This is a genomic window from Stenotrophomonas sp. 05N423 (assembly GCF_056397145.1).
Genome location: NZ_JBFTMV010000002.1, coordinates 469,577 through 486,293, shown reverse-complemented (window position 1 = coordinate 486,293; position 16,717 = coordinate 469,577). Strand labels below are relative to the sequence as shown.

The 16,717-nt window shown below is 68.5% G+C and carries 15 protein-coding genes; 10 read left to right on the top strand and 5 right to left on the bottom strand.

From position 1 onward, the window contains the following. From AC1DGW_RS06080 to AC1DGW_RS06050, 7 genes are all read left to right on the top strand, one after another. Positions 1-1,065: a serine hydrolase domain-containing protein gene (locus AC1DGW_RS06080; protein WP_478020539.1), complete on the top strand. Its 1,065-nt coding sequence runs from the start codon at positions 1-3 to the stop codon at positions 1,063-1,065. Between the two features lie 624 nt (positions 1,066-1,689). Continuing rightward, complete coding sequence (locus AC1DGW_RS06075; RefSeq protein WP_478020537.1) at positions 1,690-2,532, top strand: enoyl-CoA hydratase-related protein; 843 nt, start codon at positions 1,690-1,692, stop codon at positions 2,530-2,532. Beyond that, complete coding sequence (locus tag AC1DGW_RS06070; RefSeq protein WP_478020535.1) at positions 2,529-3,419, top strand: hydroxymethylglutaryl-CoA lyase; 891 nt, start codon at positions 2,529-2,531, stop codon at positions 3,417-3,419. The genes AC1DGW_RS06075 and AC1DGW_RS06070 overlap by 4 nt, the downstream gene beginning before the upstream one ends. Positions 3,420-3,445: 26 nt before the next feature. Next, positions 3,446-3,862, top strand: coding sequence for a DUF4189 domain-containing protein (locus tag AC1DGW_RS06065; RefSeq protein WP_478020533.1), 417 nt, complete (start codon positions 3,446-3,448; stop codon positions 3,860-3,862). A gap of 74 nt (positions 3,863-3,936) precedes the next feature. Further along, positions 3,937-4,707, top strand: a complete 771-nt coding sequence (locus tag AC1DGW_RS06060) for an SDR family NAD(P)-dependent oxidoreductase (RefSeq protein WP_478020531.1) — start codon at positions 3,937-3,939, stop codon at positions 4,705-4,707. Between the two features lie 67 nt (positions 4,708-4,774). Next, the gene (gene yeiP, locus AC1DGW_RS06055; RefSeq protein ID WP_153193128.1) at positions 4,775-5,341 is read left to right on the top strand and encodes an elongation factor P-like protein YeiP; all 567 of its coding nucleotides are present in this window, start codon (positions 4,775-4,777) and stop codon (positions 5,339-5,341) included. A 141-nt stretch (positions 5,342-5,482) separates the two neighbouring features. Further along, positions 5,483-6,736 (top strand): OprD family outer membrane porin, encoded by a 1,254-nt coding sequence (locus AC1DGW_RS06050; RefSeq protein WP_478020528.1) that lies wholly within the window; start codon positions 5,483-5,485, stop codon positions 6,734-6,736. Positions 6,737-6,755: 19 nt separating this feature from the next. Here the strand turns inward: AC1DGW_RS06050 and AC1DGW_RS06045 are convergent, their stop codons facing one another. From AC1DGW_RS06045 to AC1DGW_RS06030, 4 genes are all read right to left on the bottom strand, one after another. Then, a complete protein-coding gene (locus tag AC1DGW_RS06045; RefSeq protein ID WP_478020526.1) occupies positions 6,756-7,907 on the bottom strand; it encodes a two-component system sensor histidine kinase NtrB in 1,152 nt (383 codons plus the stop codon). Between the two features lie 19 nt (positions 7,908-7,926). Continuing rightward, positions 7,927-9,768 carry a DUF7844 domain-containing protein gene (locus tag AC1DGW_RS06040; protein WP_478020525.1) on the bottom strand — a complete coding sequence of 614 codons (1,842 nt, stop codon included), beginning with the start codon at positions 9,766-9,768 and terminating at the stop codon, positions 7,927-7,929. Next, entirely contained in the window at positions 9,765-10,064 is a 300-nt protein-coding gene (locus AC1DGW_RS06035) for a DUF2388 domain-containing protein (protein ID WP_478020524.1), read from the bottom strand. The genes AC1DGW_RS06040 and AC1DGW_RS06035 overlap by 4 nt, the downstream gene beginning before the upstream one ends. Before the next feature lie 72 nt (positions 10,065-10,136). Beyond that, entirely contained in the window at positions 10,137-11,525 is a 1,389-nt protein-coding gene (locus AC1DGW_RS06030; protein ID WP_478020690.1) for an FAD-binding oxidoreductase, read from the bottom strand. A gap of 196 nt (positions 11,526-11,721) precedes the next feature. Here AC1DGW_RS06030 and serA point away from each other — a divergent pair, with 196 nt between their 5' ends. Next, positions 11,722-12,963: a phosphoglycerate dehydrogenase gene (serA, locus tag AC1DGW_RS06025; RefSeq protein WP_478020522.1), complete on the top strand. Its 1,242-nt coding sequence runs from the start codon at positions 11,722-11,724 to the stop codon at positions 12,961-12,963. A 39-nt stretch (positions 12,964-13,002) separates the two neighbouring features. On the opposite strand, the gene AC1DGW_RS06020 is transcribed toward serA, so the two are convergent. Beyond that, positions 13,003-13,554 (bottom strand): NUDIX hydrolase, encoded by a 552-nt coding sequence (locus AC1DGW_RS06020; RefSeq protein ID WP_478020520.1) that lies wholly within the window; start codon positions 13,552-13,554, stop codon positions 13,003-13,005. Between the two features lie 181 nt (positions 13,555-13,735). Between AC1DGW_RS06020 and AC1DGW_RS06015 the strand changes: the two genes are divergently transcribed. Together AC1DGW_RS06015 and AC1DGW_RS06010 are read left to right on the top strand one after the other, a co-directional pair. Beyond that, positions 13,736-15,211 carry an amino acid permease gene (locus AC1DGW_RS06015; protein ID WP_478020518.1) on the top strand — a complete coding sequence of 492 codons (1,476 nt, stop codon included), beginning with the start codon at positions 13,736-13,738 and terminating at the stop codon, positions 15,209-15,211. A gap of 63 nt (positions 15,212-15,274) precedes the next feature. Then, positions 15,275-16,714 carry an amino acid permease gene (locus tag AC1DGW_RS06010; RefSeq protein ID WP_478020688.1) on the top strand — a complete coding sequence of 480 codons (1,440 nt, stop codon included), beginning with the start codon at positions 15,275-15,277 and terminating at the stop codon, positions 16,712-16,714. Positions 16,715-16,717: the final 3 nt, after the last annotated feature.

The following is a 16,717-nucleotide window of genomic DNA, read 5'->3' as shown; positions in this document are numbered from 1 at the left end:
ATGAAGAGATTGGCTGCCCTGTTGTTGCTTCTTCCGGCTTTCGCGCTTGCGCATGCGGCCCCTGTATCGCCGCAAGGGGTGCATGAGGAAAGGCTGGACGAATTCCTCAGCCAGGTGGAAGACAACAACGGCGGCATCGGCAGCCTGTCCATTTTCAAGGGCGGTCACGAGGTCTATGGCCGGAGCTTCGGGCAGAAGAACCTGCCTGGCGTTTTCCATGATGAGAACAGCAAATACCAGATCGCGTCCGTGACGAAAATGGTGACGGCCATTCTGGCGTTCAAGCTGATCGAAGACGGGCGGTTGAGCCTGGACGACAGGCTGTCCGACTTCCATCCGGACATGCCGTCATCGCGGAAGATCACCATCGGGAACCTGCTGGCGCATTCCAGCGGCCTGGGAAATTTCGCGATAAGGAACGGCTCGGTCTGGGTGGTTGACGAAGTGAGCCAGGAAGAGATCCTGGAGGAGATCAAGAGACAAGGGGTTGCCTTCGAGCCCGGCGAACACGTTGCCTACTCCAACTCCGCGTATTTCCTGCTGAGGATGATCCTCGAGCGGAAATACGGGCGCGCCTACCACCAGATCGTCGCGCAGGAGATTGCAGAACCGCTTGGCCTCAGAAATTTCGCTTCGGCAGGGGCCCATCCCGCCAATACCTTCAAGTCCTATGCGTTCGTGGGACAGTGGGGGGAGATCAAGGATATCGGCTATTCCAATGTGATCGGCGTTGGTGATATCGCAAGCACCACCCAGGATCTGAATGTGCTGATAACCAGCCTGTTCGGGTACAGGATCCTGCGCAGGGAGACCGTGGAGCAGATGATGCCGGCCCTGGGCAGCGGCTGGGGAAGGGGACTGGCGGAGTTCACGTTCGGGGAGCATCGTTTTCTCGGCCATGGCGGCGACGTGCTCGGCTCGCATTCGCGGGTCATCTACAACCCGGCCGACGAGGTGGCCATCGCGTACTCGACCAATGGCGAGCGCATTGCGACCAATGCGTTTCTGGAAGCCATCGTGGGCATTGTCTATGGCGATGACGTCGCTTTCCCGGAAATAAAGTAGCCATCGCCTTTACCGCACCTCAGGGCGCGACTTGCCAGCAGCGTTGTGGACTTACGCTGTTGGCCGGCGACAGCCGGCAAGGCAGCACGGACCTGGCGCGCAGGCTAGTATCCAGACGATCCGGTGGAACATGGTGACCGGCAGGAAGAGAGTGACCACCCACGAAGCCATTCTGATGCAGGCGGACCCCGCGGACGTCGATCACCTCTGCGAATCGCTCCAGGAGTACAACCGACCGTTTACGGGAAAATGCTCCGAGGCTGCGATCCGCATCGTCGCCCGAAATCCGGAAGGTGCGCTGTTGGGCGGCATTCTGGCGGACGTGGCATTGGGTTGGCTGGAGATCCAGGCGCTGTGGGTCGAACCCGGCCAGAGGGCGTCGGGACTGGGGGTGGTGCGAAAGCAGGGCGAGCGCCCTGGGTGCACACTCTGCCCGCCTGGACACTTTCGACTGGCAAGCCGAGGGGTTCTACGTCCGCCAGGGCTATGCATGTTTTGGCCGTCTCGGCGACTATCCAGCAGGCCATGAACGGATATTCATGAGCAAGAGGCTGGCCTGACCTTCCGCCGCCCGAGCATCTCTTTTAAAGACAGACAAATTCAGATCAGGCAAGCGATTGATTTATGGAAGATAAAAACGATTCGACAACCGGCAGGGCGCCGGAACCTGCGAGCGATGCACTGCGCGTTCACCACGACAGGGCCGTGGCGACGCTCCACCTGAACCGCCCCGGGCTGCACAACGCGTTCGACGCCGGGCTGATCGCCACCCTCACCGCCACGCTGGAAGCCCTCGGCGCCGACCCGGCGGTGCGGGCGGTGGTCCTGGCCGGGCACGGCCCCTCGTTCTCGGCCGGTGCCGACCTGCAGTGGATGCGCGCCATGGCGGGCGCCTCGCAGGAGGAGAACCGCCAGGACGCGCTGGCACTGGCGCGGCTGATGCGCACCCTGGATGAACTGCCCAAGCCGACCATCGCCCGCGTGCACGGCGCCAGCTTCGGCGGCGGCGTCGGCCTGGTGGCCTGTTGCGACATCGCCATCGCCGCCGAGGGCGCGCGTTTCGGCCTGACCGAAAGCCGCCTGGGCCTGCTGCCGGCGGTGATCTCACCCTACGTCATCGCCGCCATCGGCCCACGCCAGGCGCGGCGCTGGTTCGCCACCGGCGAGCATTTCGACGCCGCCACCGCCCTGCGCATGGGTCTGGTGCACCAGGTGGTTGCCACCGACGCGCTCGACGCCGCGGTGCAGGCGCAGTTGGACCTGATCGGCAAGGCCGGCCCGGTCGCCGCGGCCTCGGCCAAGGTGCTGGTGCGTGAGGTGCAAGCCGCCGGCGGCGACCGCGACGCGCTCGACCGCGCCAATGCCGGGCTGATCGCCGCGCTGCGTGCCTCGGACGAAGGCCGCGAAGGCCTGTCGGCCTTCCTCGAGAAGCGCCCGCCACGCTGGGTCGCGGGGGAAGCGCGATGAACGATTTCGTCCGCATCGTCGAGGTCGGCCCGCGCGACGGCCTGCAGAACGAGAAGCAGCAGGTCGCCACCACCGACAAGATCGCGCTGATCGACCGCCTGTCGGCCACCGGCCTGCGCACCATCGAGGCCACCAGCTTCGTGAGCCCGAAGTGGGTGCCGCAGCTGGCCGACGCCGCCGAGGTCATGGCCGGCATCCAGCGCCGCCCCGGCATCGCCTACCCGGTGCTGGTGCCCAACGAACAGGGCTACGAACGCGCGCTGGCGGCCGGAGCGCGGGAGGTGGCCGTGTTCACCGCCGCCTCCGAGCAGTTCAACCGCACCAACACCAATGCCGGCATCGACGAGTCGCTGCAGCGCTTCGCGCCGGTGCTGGCACGGGCGAAGACCGATGGCATCCAGGTGCGCGGCTACGTCTCCACCGTGCTCGGCTGCCCCTACCAGGGCGAGGTGCCGCTGGCCGACGTGGTGAGGGTGGCCCGCGCGCTGCACGACATGGGCTGCCATGAAATCTCGCTGGGCGACACCATCGGCGTCGGCACGCCGCTGAAGGCCCGCGCGATGCTGCGCGCGGTGGCCACGGAAGTACCGATGGCCGCGCTGGCGGTGCATTTCCACGATACCTACGGGCAGGCGCTGGCCAACATCTCCGCCTGCCTGGAGGACGGCGTGCGCGTGGTCGACGCGGCCGTCGCCGGTACCGGCGGTTGTCCCTATGCGCGCGGTGCCAGTGGCAATGTCGCCAGCGAGGACGTGGTCTACATGCTGCACGGCATGGGCATGGAAACCGGCATCGACCTGCCCGCGCTGGCGGCCACCGGGCGCTGGCTGGCCGGCGTGCTGGGCCGCGACAACGGCAGCAAGGCCGGCAAGGCCATGAACCACTGACAGATACACCGAAAGGACTCCCCGGCATGATCCGCACAGCTCTGATCGTCCTCGCCCTGCTCCCGGCAGGGCAGGCCCTGGCCGCTTCGGCCGTGGCCTTCTCCGACTCCGGCGCCTACGGCTTCGCCTACCACCACCCCTCCGCCAGCCTCGCCCTGCAGACCGCCCTGGGCCACTGCGCGCGCCGTTCGGCCAACTGCACCCAGGTCGCCAGCACGTCGGCCGATGCGGGGTATTCGGCCATCGCCAGCGGCAGCGCTGCTTTCGGCCATGCGCTGGGCGAGAGCGACGAACGCACCGCCATCGACAAGGCCCTGGCCATGTGCCGGCGCACGGCCGACGACTGCCGGCTCGAGTTCCTGTGGCGGGAAAGGCCGGTGCCTGCCGTACTGCGCGTGCCCGCGCACCCGCCGATGCCTGTCCCCGTGCCCCGACAGTACTAACGGGCCGCCGTCCCGCTGTGGAGACGGCGGCATCGGCTAGAATCACCGGCCAACCCATTGCAGGTAGCGTCCCGATGCAGCTGTCCTCCGTCCGCGCCGTCGTCACCGGCGGCGTCTCCGGCCTCGGTCTGGCCGTGGCCAGGCACCTGGTCGCCAACGGCGGCAAGGTCGCCCTGTTCGACCTCAACGAGGAGAAAGGCACCGCCGCGGTCGCCGAACTGGGCACGGACAACGCCCGCTACTTCACCACCAACGTCACCGACGAGGCCGGCGTGGCCGCCAACCTCGCCGCCGCGCGCGAGTTCCTGGGCGGGCTGAACGTGGTGATGAACTGCGCCGGCATCCTCGGCGCGGGCCGCGTGCTCGGCCGCGAGGCGCCGATGCCGCTGTCCAACTTCCAGGCCACGGTCATGGTCAACCTGGTCGGCAGCTTCAACGTGGCCAAGGCCGCCGCCGACCTGATGCAGCACAACGAGGCCGGCACCGACGGTGAGCGCGGCGTGATCATCAACACCGCCTCGGTCGCCGCCTACGAAGGCCAGATCGGCCAGGCCGCCTACTCCGCCTCCAAGGGCGGCGTGGTCGGCATGACCCTGCCGATGGCGCGCGAACTATCGCGCTTCGGCATCCGCGTGATGACCATCGCACCGGGCGTGTTCTGGACGCCGATGGTGGACGGCATGCCGGCCAACGTGCAGGAATCGCTGGCTGCCTCGATCCCGTTCCCGTCGCGCCTGGGCCAGCCGGACGACTTCGCCGCGCTGGTCGGCCACATCATCGGCAATACCTACCTCAACGGCGAAACCATCCGCCTGGATGGCGCCGTGCGCCTGGCGCCCAAGTGATCCACTCCGCGGGCGCCCACAAGGCGCCCGTTTCAATTCATCCCTTACCCCAACCGACTTTCCAAGCATGAAAGCCAGCGATATCAAGAAAGGCAACGTCGTCGAATACAACAACGGCGTCTACCAGATCCGCGACATCGAGCGCAGCTCGCCGCAGGGCCGCGGCGGCAACGTCCGCTTCCGTTTCATCATGTACAGCGTGCCGGGCGGCAACAAGCTCGACGCCAGCTTCGACGCCGACGACAACCTGCCGGAAGTAGAGCTGCTGCGCCGCCAGTCCACCTTCTCGTACATGGATGGCGACGCCTTCGTGTTCATGGACGACGAGGACTACACCCCGTACACGCTGGACGCGGACGTGATCGGCGACGACGCCGGCTACATCACCGAGGGCCTGACCGGCATCTACGTGCAGGTGATCGACGACCAGCCGGTCGCCATCCAGATGCCGCAGCACGTGACCCTGGAAGTGGTGGAAACCCCGCCGGAACTGAAGGGCGGCACCGCCACCAAGCGCCCGAAGCCGGCCAAGCTGAACACCGGCATCGAGATCATGGTGCCGGAGTACATCACCAACGGCGAGCGCATCCTGGTCAACACGACCACCGGCGAGTTCGGCGGCCGCGCCGACTGACCCGGCGCACGACACAGCGGCAAGCGACGGCGCCCCGGTGGCGCCGTCGTCGTCTGTGAAGATCGGCGGCGGCGCGCCGATAACCCGGCACCTCCCTCTCCGCCACGGCGGCGCGGGGCCTTCCCCTGCCCGGACCGACCGATGCGCTCCTGCCGCCGCTGCCTCCTGCCCCTCCTGCTGCTTCACGCCACCGCCATCGCCGCGGAACCGGCGCAGGACCTGCGCCAGATGTTCGCCCTCGGCCGGGCCGACGGCAGCCTGCGTGGGCAGTACTACGCCACCGGCAACGCCTTCTTCGCCGATGGGGTCGACCGCGACACCCTCGCCACCGGCGGCCGGCTCGGCTTCACCAGCGCGCCGCTGCACGGCGTATCGCTGCGCGCCAGCGCCTACCTGCAGCGCAGCCTGGTCCATGCCGGCACCGGCCGCGACCGCGACCTGGACCGCGATCTCACCTCTATGGGCGAAAGCTGGCTGCAGTGGCAGGGCGGAAACCTGCTGCTGCGCGCCGGCAACCAGGCCATCGACGATGTGCCCTTCACCTCCAGCTACGACTTCCGCATCGTGCCGCAGCTCTACCAGGGCGCGCGCCTGCGCTACGGCCAGGGCGGCAGCCATTTCAGCGCGATGCGCATGTTCCGTTACAAGTCGCGCATCGACGAATCGTTCGCGCGCGCCACCAACTACAACCGCCGCTTTTCGCCGCTGCACCCGGGCGTGGGCGACACCGCCACCGACGGCTTCTGGGCGCTGGGCGGCGCCCGCCGGGCCGCGTACGGTGCGGTCGACGCCAGCGGCCAGGCCTGGTTGATCCGCTACCTCGACTACGCCGACCTGTACTACGCCCAGGTCGAGCTGGCTGCCCGCAACGGCGCACTGCGCCCGTTCGCGGCCGTGCAGTTCGCCCGCCAGCACGAACAGGGCGCCGCGCTGCTGGGGCCGGTGGACAACCACACCTACGGCCTGCGGCTCGGCCTGCGCGGCCAACGGGCGACGGCGACGCTCAACCACAACCGCATGCCGCACCGTGCCGGCGCGTTCCGCAACGGCACGCTGGCCACGCCCTACGCCAGCTACCAGACCTCCGGACCGCTGTTCGCCCAGCCCTATCTGACCAGCACCCAGGACCTGGGCAGCGGCGATGCGTGGTCGGTCGATCTGGACGTTGCCGCGAACGAACGGCTGCGCTGGGGCGCGCGCTGGTCGTACATGGACCTGAGCCCGGCGGGCGACCGTCCGTCCATCGGCCAGCGCGAGTACATGGCCTTCGCCAGCTACCGCTTCGATGGCGCGCTCAAGGGCCTTAGCGTGAGCGACTACTTCGCCGTTCAGCAGCAGCGCGGGCGCAGCGCCGGCTACCGGGAAAACCGACTGAGTCTGGCCTACGACTTCTGAGTGGCCGCCACCTGCGGCGCTATGCGCCGGGCGCGTCCTGCGCCACCGGGAAATACATCGATACCGCCGCGCCGCCCAGCGCGGACGTGCCGATATCGGCCATGCCACCGGACTGCGCGGCGAAGCCGTGCACCTGGCTCAACCCCAATCCGCTGCCCTCGCCTTCGGGCTTGGTGGTGAAGAACGGCTCGAACACCGTGTCGCGGATTTCCCGGCCGATGCCCGGCCCGCTGTCGCCAACGGTGACGCGGACATAGCCGGCGGCGCTGCCGATCCCGGAAGCGGGCGGACGCTGCTCAAGCCGCGCCTGCAGCGACACGCTGCCGTGCCCGCCCATCGCATCGCGGCTGTTGCCCAGCAGGTTGAGCAGGGCCGCTTCCAGCTGGCCGACATCCACCGCGACCAGCGGCAGGCCATCTGCCAGATCCAGCGTCACCCGGACGCCATCGCCACAGACGCGCTGGTAGAGATCCTGCGAGGCCGCCAGCAGTTCGTTGATCCGGCACAGCTGCGGTACCAGCGCCTGGCCGCGGCCGAACACCAGCATCTGCCGGGTCAGCCCGGTACCGCGCTCGACCGCGCGATGCGCCAGGTCCAGCAGCCGCCGCGTGCCTTCGTCCTCGGCACGGCGCACGGACAGCATGTCCAGGCTGTTGGCGATCACCGACAGCAGATTGTTGAAGTCGTGCGCCAGCTCCAGGGTGAGTTTGCCGAAGGCGTCCAGCCGCTGCGCGCGCATCGCGCTTTCCTGCGCCTCCTGCACGCGCTTCTGGTTCTGGAAGAACTCGGTGATGTCACGCACCACCATCAGGATGCGCGGAGCGCCTCCATCGAACACGCCCCGCTCCATGGTCAGCGCCGCGCGGAAACGGGTACCGTCCTTGCGCACCAGCGGGCAGGCCGACTGCTCGATGCCCTGCTCCCGCACCCGCGCCAGCAGCGCCAGGTGCATTCCGCGCTCCTGGTCGGCGCGGCTGAACAGGCCGGCGAAACTGCGCCCGCGCAGCTCCTCGCGGGCATAGCCGTAGATGGCCTCCACGCCCGCGGTACCGTCATGGATCAGACCATCGTCGTCCAGTTCCAGGATCGCGCAGGAGCGCAGCTGCATCATGCCTTCCATCAGGCGGCTGTCGTCGTCGTGACGCGGCAGGTAGTGCGGCGGCTGGTTCAAACCCGGTCTCCGGTGGCGTTCATGGCCGCAGCGTCGCATCCACGCCGGCGGCTTCGCTACCGTACCGCAACCGCAGGCGCTGGCGCAGGTGATCCAGGTTCGATTCCACGCCCTGCAGGCGTGCGCGTTCGGCCTCGGGCAACAGGTCCCGCAGTGCGCTGTTCAGCGAACGCCATTCATCGTCCGCGGCCTGCGTGCGCCCGGCCACGTCGTGGCGGAGAGTGGCGCGCTCGCGCTCCGACGGCAGGCCATAACCGTCGCCGGCCAGCGCGCCCGGCGCCAGCAGCAGGCCCGCCTGTTCGAGCAGTCCGCGGACGCGCCCCAAGGCAGCAGCATCGCCATCGCGCGCCAGCAGGCTGCGCTTGAGCAGGTCGCGCACGCGCAGCTCGCCGCGGCGCCACGCCGCCTGCTCCAGCACCAGCAGCGCGGCCAGCAGGCGCTCGTTGTCCGCGTCCATCCAGCGGCGGCGCTCGCCCGGCGGCAGGTCCAGCCATCGTTCCACACCGGCCACCGGCGGCTGCAGCCCCGCGCGCACCACGTCGAACAGCTGCCGGTAGCGCGGCGCATCCGATTCGAAGTAATAACCGGCGCGCACCGCCGCGGCGCGGTCGCCGGGCGACACCGGAACCGCGTCCCCGCCGCGCTCGAGCCGGCGCAGCAGGCCGACCGGCGTGATCGAAGACAGGCGCTGCCCGGCCAGGCGCGGCACGCCGTCGTGCAGCAGCTTCCAGGTCTCCACCGCGCAGTTGTTGCTGACGAAGTAATAGCGGCCATCGTAGGACCAGTGCACGTGCGCGGCCTGTTCCAGCAGCGCGGCGATCTCGTCGCGCCGCAGCCGCAGCGGCACGGACGAAAGGCTGCGCAGTTCGACCCGGGTGTAGTCCTCGACCACCCGATCCAGCGGCAGCACGAACAGGCGCGAAGGATACGAGCCGGTCAGGCCGCGCCAGTTGGACAACTGCACGTCGCCGACGAAAGCGCGGAAGGACAGCACCCTGTGGTACTGCAGGTCCATCCGGCACGCCGGCCCCGGCGCACGCCCTGGCGCGCAGATCACCAGCCGCAGCATGCTGTGGCCCCAGCGGCTCATCGGCTGGCCGTTGCCCTCGGCCAGCAGGTAATCGACCTCATATACACGCGCCGGGTCCAGTTCCAGCAGGCCGGCCATGCCGTCCCGCTCGCCGGCTTCCACGAACGGCAACGCCGTTGGACATGACGCTGGCGCCGGCTCCGGCGGCGGCCCCAGCGTCGCGGCGAACCAGCGGTGCAGCGCCGGCCGCCGGCAGGCGTTGTCGGCGTCGAGCAGGTAGTGCTCCAGGTTGACCGCGAAGAACTCGGCTGGACTGTGCAGTTCGTAGCGGTCGGGGCTGCGCAGCGCGAAGCGGTTGCGGCCGCGGCCCGGCAGCAGGGGCCGCACCTGCCATCCGGCGAGATCGAGAAAGCGCGCATCTCGCGACCAGTTGCCCATCGCGGAGCGGTCCAGCGCATGCGCCAGTTCGTGGATCAGCGCCGCCTGCGCCTGCCGCCGCGCCGGCGTCGATGCGCCTGCCCCGTCGTTGAGCAATGCCGCGAGCAGCCTGCGGTCCAGCCCGAGTTCGCTGCCGCGCGCGCGACCGGCGACATGTCCGGGCAGGTCGTCGCGCCAGCGCAGGTGCAGCATGAGTTCACGCTCGTCGCGTACCGGCACGGGCACGCGTACCAGCACCTGCCCGACCAGTTGCCGGCTGGCCTGCAGTTCCTGCGGGGACAATCCGTCGGCGGCGACGTCGATCCGCAGCGCCGCCTGCACCGGCGCGGCGATGGCCGCGCACAGCAGCAATGTCCAGCAAGGCCGGCGCAGCCGCCGGCAGGCGGCGGTCACAACGCCAGGATCTTCCGCGCCAGCGCCATGTCGCTGGCATCGCGCGCGGCGGCGTCGCGCTCGCGCAGGTGGACCAGGGCCGCTTCCAGCCAGGCGCCGCGGATGGCGCCCTCGCTGGCGACGAACGCGGCGGCATCATCGCGCGCGTCCAGCACCACCTTGTCGTCGCCGGACGAACTGCTGCTGGAATGCGACGACGCGCCCGCCGCCGATCCGGCGGTGGTGCCGGCGAAGCTGGAGGACAGGGCCGACAACGGGAGGATGGCCAGGGCAAGGAGCAGGATCGGGCGGATCATCGGCGTGCGGGAGTCGTGGAACGGGAAGCAAGCATAACGGGCTGCCGTTCCCGGCGGCCCGGCGATGCGCCCTCAGCGATCGAACAGCTTGCCCGGGTTCATCAAACCCAATGGGTCGAACGCCTGCTTGACCCCGCGCATCAACGCGATCTCCGCCGCATCGCGGGTGCTGGACAGGTAAGGTTTCTTGACCAGGCCGATGCCGTGCTCGGCCGAAATGCTGCCGTGGAAGCGGTGCAGCACCTGCGCCAGCAGCTTGGTCACCTGCTCGCACTGGCCGAGGAATTCGGCATCGGAGCTGTCTTCGGGCTTGAGTACATTGATGTGCAGGTTGCCGTCGCCGATATGGCCGAACCAGACCACGTCGAAATGCGGATAGGCGCCGCTGATCAGCGCCTGCGCCTCGTCCAGGAAGGCCGGCATCGCCGAGATGCGCACCGACACGTCGTTCTTGTACGGCCGGTAGCGCGCCAGCGACTCGGTGATGCCCTCGCGCAGGCGCCACAGCTGCTGCGCCTGCGCCTCGCTGGCGCTGATCACGCCATCCAGCACCCAGCCCTGCTCCATGCAGTGCTCGAACGCGGCCAGTGCCGCGGCCTCGCCCGCTTCGTCGGCCGCGGCGTATTCGGTCACCACGTAATACGGGTAGGTCTCGGCGAACGGGTACGGCGCGCCATGCGCGGTGACGTGATGCACCGCGCGGTCGGTGAAGAATTCGAACGCCTCCAGCTGCATGCGTTCGCGGAACGCGGAGAACACCTGCATCAGCACCTCGAACGATGGCAGCGCCAGCAGCATCACGTTGGTCGCCGGCGGCGGGTCGGTCAGCTTCAGCGTCGCCTCGACCACGATGCCGAGCGTGCCTTCCGAACCGATCAGCAGCTGGCGGAAGTCGTAGCCGCTGGAGTTCTTGATCAGACCCTTGTTGAACTCGAGCAGTTCGCCGTTGCCGGCCACGACCTTGAGCCCGGCGATCCATTCGCGGGTGTTGCCGTAACGGATCACGCGGATGCCGCCGGCATTGGTGGCGATGTTGCCGCCGATCGAACAGGAGCCGCGTGCGGCGAAGTCCACGGGGTAAAGCAGGCCGTGCTCGCGGGCGGCGTTGTGCACGGCTTCCAGCGGCATGCCGGCCTGCACGGTCAGGGTGCGGTCCACCGCGTTGAAATCCAGCGCCTTGTTCAGGCGTTCCAGGCTCAGCACCAGCTCGCCGTCGGCCGCGACCGCGCCGCCGGACAGGCCGGTGCGGCCGCCGGACGGCACCACCGCGACCTTGTGTTCATTGGCCCAGCGCACCACCGCCTGCACTTCCTCGACGCTGCCCGGCAACGCGATCGCCAGCGGCGCAGGCGCCCAGCGCCGGGTCCAGTCGCGCCCGTAGTGCTCCAGGTCGGCCGGATCGGTCTTCAGGCGCAGCCCCGGGCAGGATTGCAGCAGGGTATCCAGGCGCGGATCGGTCATGGCGGCGGCGTGCTCGGCAGGGGAAACCGGCAAGCCTGCCAGCCGGGGCACGGCACGTCCAGCGGCCGCGCGCGGCGGCAATGGATTCAGCTGAAACTGTCGGGTTATCAAGACATTACCAACTGTCGCAGTGCACAAAAGCCGGCCGCTTCTGGCATAGTCGGCAACTCCCTCCGCTCGCACAGCCGCCACCGCCATGTCGCCGAAGAAAACCTCGTTCCCGAAGCAGGACATCCGTGTTTTGTTGCTGGAGGGGGTCAGCCAGACCGCGGTGGAAACGTTCAAGGCGGCCGGCTACACGCAGATCGAATACCACACCAAGGCCCTGCCGGAAAACGAGCTGAAGGCGCGCATCGCCGAGGCGCACATCGTCGGCCTGCGCTCGCGTACCCAGCTCACCGCCGAGGTGCTGGCGCACGGCAAGCGCCTGATCGCCGCCGGCTGCTTCTGCATCGGCACCAACCAGGTGGACCTGGACGCCGCCGAGCTGGCCGGCATCCCGGTGTTCAACGCGCCCTACTCCAACACCCGCTCGGTGGCCGAACTGGTGATCGCCGAGGCGATCATGCTTACCCGCGGCGTGCCGCAGAAGAACGCGCAATGCCACCGCGGCGGCTGGTCCAAGTCGGCCGCCGGCAGCCACGAGGTGCGCGGCAAGGTCCTGGGCATCGTCGGCTACGGCCACATCGGCACCCAGGTCGGCGTGCTGGCCGAGGCGCTGGGCATGCAGGTGATCTTCCACGACATCGAGACCAAGCTGTCGCTGGGCAACGCGCAGCCGGCCGCCAGCCTGGACGACCTGCTCGCCCGCGCCGACGTCGTCACCCTGCACGTGCCGGAAACCGCGGCCACGCAATGGATGATCGGCGCGCCCCAGCTGGCGAAGATGAAACGCGGCGCGCACCTGATCAACGCCGCGCGCGGCACCGTGGTGGTGATCGATGCGCTCGACGCGGCGCTGCGTTCCGGGCACATCGGCGGCGCCGCGCTGGACGTGTTCCCGGTCGAACCCCAGGGCAATGGCGACCGCTTCGAGTCGCCGCTGATCGAACACGACAACGTGATCCTGACCCCGCACGTCGGCGGCAGCACGCTGGAGGCGCAGGACAACATCGGCATCGAGGTGGCCGCCAAACTGGTCCGCTACAGCGACAACGGCAGCACCCTGTCGGCGGTCAACTTCCCGGAAGTGACCCTGCCCGAGCACGAACAGAGCCTGCGCCTGCTGCACATCCACCGCAACGTGCCGGGCGTGCTGTCGCGGCTCAACGAAGTGTTCTCGCGCCACAACCTCAACATCGACGGCCAGTTCCTGCGCACCGACCCGAAGCTGGGCTACGTGGTCGTGGACATCACCGCCACCGAGGAGCAGGCCAACGCGATCCGCGACGAACTGGCCGCAATCGAAGGCACGCTGCGCACCCGCATCCTGTACTGAACCGGCCCCGCACCCTTAGGAGCGCACCTCGGTGCGCTCCTACGCGGCAAGCCAGCGCAGCGCCATGCGCCGCAGGGATTCGTCCGCCCGCGCGTCGGCGGCGATGGCCGTGATGTCGCGCCATGCCAGGTCCAGCGACTCCTCGCTGACCACGAAACGCTCGTCCGCCCCGGCGCGCACCACGTAGCGCGCGTCATAGTGCCAGTGGCCCGGCACCTGCCCGCGCTCGGGAATCCAGTGCCGGTCCAGGTCGAACAGCATCCGCGTCTCCAGCCGCAACCCGGGCAGGCCCGACTCTTCCTCCGCCTCGCGCAGCGCCACCTCGGCCAGATCGCGATCGCCGTCGGCATGGCCACCCAGCTGCAGCCAGCGCTCCAGCTTGCGGTGGTGGGTCAACAGCACCCGGCGGCCGTCGGCGCTGACCAGCCAGGCGCTGCTGGTGAAATGGCCGGCAAGGCGCGAGCGCCCGAACGGGTCGCCGCCGCCCTCGTCCAGCAGCTGCAGGAACTCGTCCGCCACCGCCCTGTGTTCCGGCACCCGCCGCGCGTAGTCCTGCAGCGCCCCGCGCAGGTTCCCATCGTGTTCGTGCATGACTGCAGGCACATCCCATCGGTCCGATCCGGCGCCCATTATCGCCGTCCATGCTGCACCTGCGCTTGTCGGTTTCCCTCGCCTTTGGCAAGGTAGGCCGTTGCCAGCGGTTCAGCTTGCATCGTCCCTTGCGCATCCCCCGCGGATGCGCGGAACAACACCCAGGTCTGGAAAACAGCGAATGCTCAAAACACTGTTGAGGGTCAAACCGGTCGAGCCGACCGCACACGTGGATGCCGGCGAACCGGTGGAAGGCAGCCTGCAGGGCGAAGCCACGCTCAAGCGTACCCTCACAGCCAAGCACCTGGTCATGCTGGGTATCGGCGCGGTGATCGGCGCGGGCATCTTCGTGCTCACCGGGCAGGCCGCGGCCAACCATGCCGGACCGGCGGTGATGCTGTCGTTCGTGTTCGCCGGCCTGGCCTGCGCGCTGGCCGGCCTGTGCTACGCCGAGTTCGCGGCGATGATGCCGGTCTCCGGCAGCGCCTATTCCTATTCCTACGCCACCCTCGGCGAGGGCATGGCCTGGTTCATCGGCTGGTGCCTGGTGCTGGAATACCTGTTCGCCTCGGCCTCGGTCGCGGTGGGCTGGTCGGCCTACCTGATCAGCTTCATCACCACCACGCTGCACGTCCCCTTCCCGGACGCGCTGAGCGCGGCGCCACTGGCCTGGACCGGCAGCGAGTTCGTCGCCTCGGGCAAGCTGTTCAACCTGCCGGCGGTGCTGATCGTGGCGGCCATCAGCGGCCTGCTGTACATCGGCGTGACCCAGTCGACCTTCGTCAACGCGATCATCGTCGCGATCAAGATCACCGTGATCTGCCTGTTCGTCGGCTTCGGCATCCACTACATCGATCCGGCCAACTGGCACCCCTTCATCCCCGAGAACACCGGCACCTTCGGCCAGTTCGGCTGGAGTGGCGTGTTCCGCGCGGCGACCATCGTGTTCTTCGCCTACATCGGCTTCGACGCGGTCTCCACCGCGGCCGGCGAAACCAAGGACCCGCAGAAGAACATGCCGATCGGCCTGCTCGGCTCGCTGGCGATCTGCACGGTGGTCTACATCGTGGTCTGCGCCGTGCTGACCGGCATGCTGCCGTACAACCTGCTGGGCACCGACAAGCCGGTGGCCACCGCGCTGGAACCCTACGCCAGCCTGTCCTGGCTCAAGACCGCGGTGGAGATCGGCGCCATCGCCGGCTTGTCCTCGGTGATCCTGGTGATGATGATGGGCCAGTCGCGCATCGCCTACACCATCTCCCGCGACGGCCTGCTGCCCAAGGCGTTCGGCAAGGTCCACCCGCGCTTCCGCACTCCGTACGTCAGCACCATCGTCGTCGGCGTGCTGGCCGCGGCACTGGCCGGCATGGTGCCACTGAACGTGCTGGGCGAGCTGGTCTCGATGGGCACCCTGCTGGCCTTCGCCACCGTCTGCGTCGGCGTGCTGGTACTGCGCTATACCCGCCCGCAGATGCCGCGCCCGTTCAAGGTGCCGCTGCCGTGGCTGATCTGCCCGCTGGGTGCGCTGGCCTGCGTGGCGCTGTTCCTGCAGGCCTTCGTGGTGCATTGGCACCTGTTCGTCGGCTGGACCGTGCTGGGTCTGCTGATCTACCTCGGCTACGGCATGCGCCACAGCAAGCTGAACCAGAACGCCTGATCCTTTCCGGCCGGCCCCTGCGCCGGCCGTTCCTGCACGCACGACGAGCGAAAACGCACCATGATGTTCAAGCAACTGTGGGCCACCAAACATCCTCACGCCGCCCATGAAGAGGCCAATGGCCTGAGCCTGCGCCGCACCCTCGGCCCATGGGGCCTGACCGCGCTGGGCATCGGCGCGGTGATCGGCGGCGGCATCTTCGTGATCACCGGCCAGGCCGCGGCCAATCACGCCGGCCCGGCGATCATGCTGTCCTTCATCCTGGCCGCGGTGTGCTGCGCGTTCTGCGCCATGGCCTACGCCGAGTTCGCGGCGATGGTGCCGGTCTCGGGCAGCGCCTACACCTATACCTACGCCACCTTTGGCGAACTGTCGGCCTGGTTCATCGGCTGGATGCTGGTGCTCGAATACGGCGTCTCCGCCTCGGCGGTGGCGGTGAGCTGGACCGGCTATTTCCTCAGCCTGCTCAGCCATTTCGACATCCACCTGCCGGCGGCGCTGGTCAACGCGCCGCTGGACGAAAAGCTGCGCCCCACCGGCGCCATCGCCAACCTGCCGGCGGCCGGCCTGGTGCTGCTGCTGACCTGGCTGTGCTACGTCGGCATCCGCAAGTCCTCGGCGATGAACATGGGCATGGTCATCCTCAAGACCGGGCTGATCGTGCTGGTGATCTTCGCCGGCTGGAAGTACGTGGACCCGGGCAACTGGACCCCCTTCATCCCCGCCAACGAAGGCCCGGGCAAATACGGCTTCGAAGGCGTGCTGCGCGGCGCGGCGATGGTGTTCTTTGCCTACATCGGCTTCGAGGCGGTGTCGGTGGCCGCGCAGGAATCGCACAAGCCGCAGCGCGACATGCCCATCGGCATGCTGCTGTCGCTGGTGGTCTGCACCGTGCTGTACATCGCCATGGCGGCGGTGATGACCGGCCTGGTGCCGTACAAGCTGCTCGGCACCGCCGAGCCGGTGGTGACCGCGGTGGCCGCGCACCCGCAACTGGGCTGGCTGCGCATCATCGTCGAGGTCGGCGCACTGATCGGCCTGTCCTCGGTGGTGCTGGTGATGATCATCGGCCAGCCGCGCATCTTCATGATCATGGGCCGCGACGGCCTGCTGCCGCCGGTATTCACCCGCATCCACCCGAAGTACCGCACGCCGCACATCAACACGGTCATCACCGGCATCGGCATCGCCCTGCTGGCGGCGCTGTTCCCGCTGGACATCCTCGGCGAGCTGACCTCGATGGGCACGCTGATCGCCTTTGCCGCGGTCTGCGCCGGCGTGCTGGTGCTGCGCCGTACCCACCCCGAACTGCCGCGCCCGTTCCGCATGCCCGCGGCCTGGCTGCTGTGCAGCCTGGGCGTGCTCAGCTGCATCGCCCTGCTCACCGCGATGACCCTGCACAACTGGATGCTGATGGGCCTGTGGACGCTGACCGGCTTCGTCATCTACTTCACCTACAGCCATCGCCACAGCAAGCTGCGCCAGACCAACAAGCAGGGCTGAGCA

Excerpts from the sequence above, each read along its gene's own strand:
- yeiP (WP_153193128.1), top strand. The coding sequence starts at position 4,775 with ATGAAAGCCAGCGATATCAAGAAAGGCAACGTCGTCGAATACAACAAC.
- AC1DGW_RS06060 (WP_478020531.1), top strand. The coding sequence starts at position 3,937 with ATGCAGCTGTCCTCCGTCCGCGCCGTCGTCACCGGCGGCGTCTCCGGC.
- AC1DGW_RS06065 (WP_478020533.1), top strand. The coding sequence starts at position 3,446 with ATGATCCGCACAGCTCTGATCGTCCTCGCCCTGCTCCCGGCAGGGCAG.
- AC1DGW_RS06020 (WP_478020520.1), bottom strand. The coding sequence starts at position 13,554 with ATGCACGAACACGATGGGAACCTGCGCGGGGCGCTGCAGGACTACGCG.
- serA (WP_478020522.1), top strand. The coding sequence starts at position 11,722 with ATGTCGCCGAAGAAAACCTCGTTCCCGAAGCAGGACATCCGTGTTTTG.
- AC1DGW_RS06075 (WP_478020537.1), top strand. The coding sequence starts at position 1,690 with ATGGAAGATAAAAACGATTCGACAACCGGCAGGGCGCCGGAACCTGCG.
- AC1DGW_RS06030 (WP_478020690.1), bottom strand. The coding sequence starts at position 11,525 with ATGACCGATCCGCGCCTGGATACCCTGCTGCAATCCTGCCCGGGGCTG.
- AC1DGW_RS06015 (WP_478020518.1), top strand. The coding sequence starts at position 13,736 with ATGCTCAAAACACTGTTGAGGGTCAAACCGGTCGAGCCGACCGCACAC.
- AC1DGW_RS06050 (WP_478020528.1), top strand. The coding sequence starts at position 5,483 with ATGCGCTCCTGCCGCCGCTGCCTCCTGCCCCTCCTGCTGCTTCACGCC.
- AC1DGW_RS06035 (WP_478020524.1), bottom strand. The coding sequence starts at position 10,064 with ATGATCCGCCCGATCCTGCTCCTTGCCCTGGCCATCCTCCCGTTGTCG.
- AC1DGW_RS06080 (WP_478020539.1), top strand. The coding sequence starts at position 1 with ATGAAGAGATTGGCTGCCCTGTTGTTGCTTCTTCCGGCTTTCGCGCTT.
- AC1DGW_RS06010 (WP_478020688.1), top strand. The coding sequence starts at position 15,275 with ATGTTCAAGCAACTGTGGGCCACCAAACATCCTCACGCCGCCCATGAA.
- AC1DGW_RS06070 (WP_478020535.1), top strand. The coding sequence starts at position 2,529 with ATGAACGATTTCGTCCGCATCGTCGAGGTCGGCCCGCGCGACGGCCTG.